We start from the raw sequence: 7,158 nt of genomic DNA, 5'->3' as shown, positions 1-7,158 counted from the left end.
CAGTTCAAACTTGTAGGTCGTGGACGGCTGGGCCATGAACGGGCTTCTTGATACGGGGAAAGGCGGCAAGTCTAACCGATGCGACCACCATTGAACGAATAGAAGCCGATCTACCTGGGGCGCCTGACGGTCGGCTATGTTAAAACTCTGTACTCGCTCAACCCCTTTTCCTACAGGATCACGTATGTCGTTGACCGCCAAACCGCTCTCGGGCCTGAAAGTCGTTGAATTGGGCACGTTGATTGCCGGGCCATTTGCTTCGCGCATTTGCGCTGAATTCGGCGCCGATGTGATCAAGGTCGAATCCCCGGACGGCGGCGATCCATTACGCAAATGGCGCAAGTTGTATGAGGGCACTTCGCTGTGGTGGTTTGTGCAAGCACGCAATAAAAAGTCCCTGACCCTGAACCTCAAGCATCCCGACGGCCTGGCGATTCTGAAAAAGCTGCTCGGCGAAGCGGACATCCTCATCGAGAACTTCCGCCCCGGCGTCCTGGAAAAACTTGGCCTGGGCTGGGAGATCCTGCATGCATTGAATCCGAAGCTGGTAATGGTGCGGCTCTCGGGCTTCGGCCAGACCGGGCCGATGAAAGATCAACCAGGGTTTGGTGCGGTCGGCGAGTCCATGGGCGGTTTGCGCTACATCACCGGTTTTGAAGATCGCCCACCGGTGCGCACCGGCATATCCATTGGCGACTCGATTGCCGCACTCTGGGGCGTGATCGGCGCGCTGATGGCTTTGCGGCACCGTGAGGTCAACGGCGGCCAGGGCCAGGTGGTTGATGTAGCGCTGTATGAAGCGATCTTCGCCATGATGGAAAGCATGGTCCCGGAGTTCGACGTGTTCGGTTTCATCCGTGAACGGACCGGCAACATCATGCCCGGCATCACGCCCTCTTCGATCCATACCAGTGCCGACGGCAAGCACGTACAGATCGGCGCCAACGGCGATGCGATCTTCAAGCGTTTCATGCTGATCATGGGTCGCGAAGATCTGGCCAACGACCCGTTGCTGGCCAGCAACGACGGGCGTGACAGCCGCCGTGACGAGCTCTACGGCGTCATTGATCGCTGGGTCAATTCGTTGCCGCTGGACAGGATTCTTGAGCTGCTGAATCAGGCCGACGTACCGGCCAGCCGAATCTTCAGCGCCGAAGACATGTTCAGCGATCCGCAGTACCTCGCCCGGGAAATGTTCCTGCAGGCCAAACTGCCGGATGGCAAAGATTTCAAGATGCCGGGAATTGTGCCGAAACTCTCTGACACACCCGGTGATTGTGAATGGGTCGGGCCGCAACTGGGCGAGCACAACGCGCAGGTACTCCAGGAACTTGGCTATGACGCGTCGCAGATCGCACAACTGCGCAAAGACGGAGCCATCTGAGCTCAAGCGTCTGCTTGCGCAACTCTTCAAGCACTGCCTGTGGCGTAACGGGCGGGCGTTGTGTGCGGTGGCGAGCGTTCTGTTGATTAGCGCTACGTCACCGCCGGCGTTGGCGCAACCCAAAGACACGCTGATCTGGCTCAAACGCGACCTGCCACCGCTGTTCATTTTCGAAGGACCGAAAAAAGGCCTGGGCATTATCGATCAACTGTTGACGAAACTGATCGCCGGCATGCCGCAGTACCAACACAGCGTGATGAAGGTCAATCGCGCGCGCGGCTTGCAGATGCTCCACGAGCCCTCTCTCATGTGTGATGCCGCTTTGAACTGGAGCAAGGAACGCGAAACCTGGATCGCGTTTTCCATCCCGGTATTCCGCGCCATGAGCAATGGCCTGGCCGTGCGCCGCGTTGATCGCAACGTGCTGGCGCCATTCATCAAGGATGGAGAAGTGGATCTGGCCGCCCTGCTGGCCACCGGCACCGTGACGCTGGGGATCGTCGCCGAACGCAACTACGGCGAGTACCTCGACGTGCTGCTCAAACAGGCTCCGCCCAAGGCCTTGACGCTCCATTACGGTAACGACGCATTGGGCAGCCTCTTGCAAATGCAACGCCTGGGACGCTTGCAGCTGTTGCTGGGCTATCGTCCGGAAATCCGTTATCAGGCGCAGCAGCAAGGGATCGCGGAGAATGAATTGCAGTTCTACCCGATTCGCAACACCGGTAAATACTTGTCCGGTTACATCGGTTGCACCGACACGCCGCAGGGTCGAAAGGCGATCACCGAAATAAACCAACTGTTGCGTACCCTGCCCCGTGACTATCTGAGCGAGGCCTACGCGGCCTGGCTTGACCCGGAAAGTCGCAGTGAATACCTGGAGGCTTCCAGGACATTTTTCGAGCAACAGACCGGGCACTGACAAACGCCGGGCAAAAAGAAACCCCGAGAAGTGGGGAGACGACTCGGGGTTAAACGTGGCCTGCATCAGACCCGTAGCAACAAGCTACAAGCACCGGAGCACAATGCTTGATCCTGTTGTTAATGGGTCTGACTGACCTTGGTGCAGGAAGGTTCCCACAAATGACAATTCAATTTCGACTGGCCAACAGCTTGTCCTGAGCGGCATTACGCAGCGCCGCGATCACACAAGGCTCCAGGCGTCCTTCAGCAATCAGCACATCGCGATGCAAGCCGTCGACCACATCGGTCAGCAAGCGCTTGTCGCTCAACTGCGCCTGATTGAACTTGCGCTCGACCACGATCTCACCGATCGCGTTCCTCAATGTCACACGGCATTCACCCTGAATACCTGACGGGGTCAATGTCACTTGATACGGGCTCAGAGCCTCACCGAGCAAGAGACTGATACTTTCCATCTCGATCACCACTCAATAGTCCGAAAACAAAGTGCCTGGGGCGTCACTACAGTAAATGACCGCCGGCCCGGGAAGAAAGTTCTGAAAGACATAACGGCGTCCCTGATCGACAGAGCATGCATGGCCAAGATGACAGAGAGAAAACAACTCCGTCACGCCTGTCGACCCCGTTGACCGATATCACTCCAGCCCCCCAACAGACCGCGCAATTGCCCGTCCGCACTGTAGAACGGCACCGTCCATTGATAGACGTCCTTGAGGCCACTGTGCAAGAGCAATTGCCGCTCGCTGAAGCATGGCTTGCGCGTGTTCAGTTGAACCATGAGCTCGGCATGCAGAAGTTCGGCCGTCGCTTTGGGCATGATGTCGAGCTCGATGAGCTGGCGCCCCTGAGCCTGATCGAAGCGTATCGCCAGATGCTCCTCGTAACTCTTGTTGCACATGACCAGGCGCCCTTGCAGATCACGAACGAACATCGGATCGGGCATAGCGTCCAGCAACGTATGCTGGAACGCCAACTGATCGCGAAGGTCGTTCGCGGCATCCTGGCGCTGCTGGATCAGTGTCGTGAGGCGACGATTCCAGACCAGGCAAAGCAGTGCAAATACGCTGCAAACAACAACGCTCCAGCAATCCAGCCGTTCCCACGCCGAAGGCGTCGCTACGGGTGCCGTTGCTCCGAACCATTTGTGGCGAATCGCGCGTAACTCAGCTGGTGAAAATGCTTCGAGCGCCTTGTTGAGGATGCTCAACAGTTGTGGTTGGCCTTTGCGCACAGCCAGGTAATCAGCGTCCCATTTGCCCTCTATCGCTGCGCCGACCTTGAGCCGCCCCGAAGGATAGAGTCGGGCGCCGACTTCGGTGTCGATGGTCGCGTAGGCTTCGCCGCTTTCGACCAACGCCCGAGCCTCGGCGTAGGTCTTGACCGAGCGCAGCTCAATGGATGGGTACTCATGGCGAATCACAGCTTCCAGCGCGTGTCGGGTCGGTAACACCAGGACCTTTTTCGCCAACTGCTCCAACGACTGCACGGCGGGCGCTTCGCTATGACCGATAAGCACCCAGCTTGCGCCACCGTACGCATGACTGAAATCCAGGAATGCCCTGCGCTCGTCGTTCATGGACAACATCGTGCTCATGTCGGCTGCACCACTTTCCAGGCGCTGGAGCAACTGGTCGGAGGAGAACGTCTCTTCGTAGACGAACTTCAGCCCTGTCAGGGTGCTGATGCGCTCCAGCACATCGTTGTTGAAACCGCTCCAATGGCCGTGCTCGTCCTTGAACAGATACAACGGGTACTGTGTCAACGCAACGACAACCTGACGCTGCTCAGCGAGGTATTTGCGCTCCTGCGCATCCAGCGCGAGCACCGGGGCGGCGGCTGCAACGTCCGACTCAAAAGCCATCATTTGCGCCGCCACGGCCCACTGGGCAAAGCCCAGAGCCGCAATAAAAAACAACCAGCACATCGCTGGTTTTGACTCATGGAAACACGGCATTGCCACATCCTTGTGTTCAGTTCACCCGTCCTTCAGGGGCGAATCTCGACGGCAGTGTGGCACGCAGAAACGAGAAAGCCCGTCAGGGACGGGCTTCAATGTGTGACAGGTTTTGCCCGTTACAATGGCTTACCGCGGTTGCCATGCTGGCTGACAAAGGCCTGTACGGCTTTCAGCTCGTTCGGCAACACGGTGCAACGCTCATCTCTTTCAAACAAATCAGAAAGATGTACAGGGAGTTCCAGCGCTTTTCCTACGCCGGCTTTCTCCACCGCATCCGGAAACTTGACCGGATGCGCCGTGCCCAGAATCACCATCGGGATATCCAGGCTGCGACGGCATTCGCGTGCTGCCTTGACGCCGATCGCCGTATGCGGATCCAGCACTTCGCCGGTTTGCTCGTAAACTTCGGCGATGGTTTCGCAGGTTTGTGCGTCATCCACGGCCAGCGAGTCGAACAGTTTGCGGGCTTCGGTCCAGCGCTCCTGCCCGACGCTGAAACCACCACCTTGCTTGAAGCTGTCCATCAGACCGGCAATCGCCGCGCCGTTGCGACCGTGCAGATCGAACAGCAGGCGTTCGAAGTTCGATGACACCATGATGTCCATCGACGGCGACAGGGTGGCGTGCAGGGTTTCCTTGACGTACTGGTTGCCGCTCATGAAGCGGTGCAGGATGTCGTTGCGGTTGGTGGCGACGATCAATTGATTGATCGGCAGGCCCATGTTGCGCGCCAGGTAACCGGCGAAAATGTCGCCGAAGTTGCCGGTCGGCACCGAGAACGACACCGAGCGCGCCGGGCCGCCCAACTGCAGGGCTGCGTGGAAGTAGTAAACGATCTGGGCCATGATCCGCGCCCAGTTGATCGAGTTCACCGCCACCAGGCGAGTGCCCTTGAGGAAGCTCTGGTCGGCGAAACTCGCCTTGACCATTTCCTGGCAGTCATCGAAGTTACCTTCGATGGCGATGTTGTGGATGTTCTCACCGAAGATCGTGGTCATCTGTCGACGTTGCACTTCGGACACACGGTTGTGCGGGTGCAGGATAAAAATGTCGACGTTTTCGCAGTGCTTGCAACCTTCGATGGCGGCCGAACCGGTATCACCGGAGGTGGCACCGACGATCACCACGCGCTCGCCGCGCTTTTCCAGCACGTAATCGAGCAAACGACCCAGCAGTTGCAGGGCGAAATCCTTGAACGCCAGGGTCGGGCCGTGGAACAGCTCCAGCACCCATTCGTTGCCGTTCAGCTGACGCAGCGGCGCGACGGCGCTATGGGCGAACACACCGTAGGTTTCTTCAAGAATCTTTTTGAAATCGGCATCGGGAATGCTGCCGGTGACGAACGGGCGCATGACCCGGAAAGCCAGCTCGTGATACGGCAGGCCGGCCCAGGAAGCGATTTCTTCCTGGGTAAAACGTGGCAGGTTTTCCGGGACGTACAGACCGCCGTCGGTGGCAAGACCTGCCAGCAGGACGTCTTCGAAATTCAGGGCCGGTGCCTGGCCGCGGGTACTGATGTAACGCATGACTGACTCCAATGGACAGTGTTCGCAATGCCGGGCGCCCGACACGGCGCCCGGTAAACGATAACGGCTTAGTTCAGGTGCTCGACACGGATCCGTACAACCGGACCGACCACGCCCGCCAGGGCTTCCAAAGCTGCGATGGCATCGTTGATGCGCTGTTCCACCACTCGGTGGGTCAGCAGGATCATCGGCACCAGGCCGTCGTGCTCTTCGGCTTCCTTCTGCATGATCGACTCGATGTTGATCCCCCGCTCAGAGAGGATGCTTGCCACCTGGGCCAATACGCCCGGATGATCCTTGGCCTGGATGCGCAAGTAGTAAGCGCTTTCGCAGGATTCGATCGGCAGGATCGGGTGAGCGGACAACGAGTCCGGCTGGAAAGCCAGGTGCGGTACGCGGTTTTCCGGGTCGGAGGTCATGGCGCGAACCACGTCCACCAGGTCGGCGATCACCGACGAAGCGGTCGGTTCCATGCCGGCGCCGGCGCCGTAGAACAGGGTCGAACCGGCGGCGTCTCCGTTGACCATCACCGCGTTCATTACGCCGTTGACGTTGGCGATCAGGCGATCGGCCGGGATCAGCGTCGGGTGCACGCGCAGTTCAATACCGGATGCGGTGCTGCGCGCCACCCCCAGATGCTTGATGCGATAACCCAGCGCTTCGGCGTAGTTGACGTCGGCGGTGGTCAGTTTGGTGATGCCTTCGGTGTAAGCCTTGTCGAATTGCAGCGGAATGCCGAATGCAATCGAAGCCAGAATCGTCAGCTTGTGCGCCGCATCGATGCCTTCAACGTCAAAGGTCGGGTCTGCTTCGGCATAGCCCAGGGCTTGCGCTTCGGCCAACACGTCTTCGAAAGTCCGGCCTTTCTCGCGCATCTCGGTGAGAATGAAGTTGCCGGTGCCGTTGATGATCCCGGCCACCCAGTTGATGCGGTTGGCGGACAAGCCTTCACGGATCGCCTTGATGACTGGAATGCCACCCGCCACGGCTGCTTCAAACGCAACAATCACGCCCTTCTCGCGTGCCTTGGCGAAAATTTCATTACCGTGAACGGCGATGAGCGCCTTGTTCGCGGTGACCACATGCTTGCCATTCTCGATGGCCTTGAGTACCAGCTCGCGGGCAACGGTATAGCCGCCCATCAGCTCTATCACGATGTCGATCTCAGGGTTCGTGGCCACTTCGAAGACATCGTTGGTAATCGCAATACCGGTCGTTTGGAACTGAGGCTTTGGCGTGCGCATGGCAATTTGTGCCACTTCGATCCCACGCCCGGCACGACGAGAGATTTCCTCGGCGTTGCGCTGAAGTACGTTGAAGGTACCGCCACCGACGGTCCCTAACCCACAGATGCCTACTTTGACCGG

Annotated in this window: 6 protein-coding genes; 2 read left to right on the top strand and 4 right to left on the bottom strand. The window is 58.7% G+C overall.

What is annotated here, in order from left to right:
- Positions 1-184: 184 nt before the first annotated feature.
- Positions 185-1,384, top strand: coding sequence for a CaiB/BaiF CoA-transferase family protein (locus tag D8U18_RS18880; protein WP_056853618.1), 1,200 nt, complete (start codon positions 185-187; stop codon positions 1,382-1,384).
- Complete coding sequence (locus D8U18_RS18875; protein WP_131108162.1) at positions 1,338-2,306, top strand: TIGR02285 family protein; 969 nt, start codon at positions 1,338-1,340, stop codon at positions 2,304-2,306. Before D8U18_RS18880 ends, D8U18_RS18875 begins: the two co-directional genes overlap by 47 nt.
- Positions 2,307-2,475: 169 nt before the next feature.
- Here D8U18_RS18875 and D8U18_RS18870 read toward each other — a convergent pair whose 3' ends face one another.
- From D8U18_RS18870 to D8U18_RS18855, 4 genes are all read right to left on the bottom strand, one after another.
- Positions 2,476-2,763, bottom strand: a complete 288-nt coding sequence (locus D8U18_RS18870; protein ID WP_056853620.1) for a DUF3509 domain-containing protein — start codon at positions 2,761-2,763, stop codon at positions 2,476-2,478.
- A gap of 152 nt (positions 2,764-2,915) precedes the next feature.
- Positions 2,916-4,262: a transporter substrate-binding domain-containing protein gene (locus tag D8U18_RS18865; RefSeq protein ID WP_130931049.1), complete on the bottom strand. Its 1,347-nt coding sequence runs from the start codon at positions 4,260-4,262 to the stop codon at positions 2,916-2,918.
- A gap of 119 nt (positions 4,263-4,381) precedes the next feature.
- Positions 4,382-5,791, bottom strand: coding sequence for a threonine synthase (thrC, locus tag D8U18_RS18860; RefSeq protein ID WP_131108161.1), 1,410 nt, complete (start codon positions 5,789-5,791; stop codon positions 4,382-4,384).
- Positions 5,792-5,859: 68 nt separating this feature from the next.
- Positions 5,860-7,158, bottom strand: a 1,299-nt coding sequence (locus D8U18_RS18855; protein WP_131108160.1) for a homoserine dehydrogenase, incomplete at its 5' end; no start/stop codon positions are given.

The organism is Pseudomonas sp. Sample_10 (assembly GCF_004321495.1).
GTDB lineage: Bacteria > Pseudomonadota > Gammaproteobacteria > Pseudomonadales > Pseudomonadaceae > Aquipseudomonas.
This window is presented reverse-complemented; position numbering and strand designations above follow the sequence as displayed.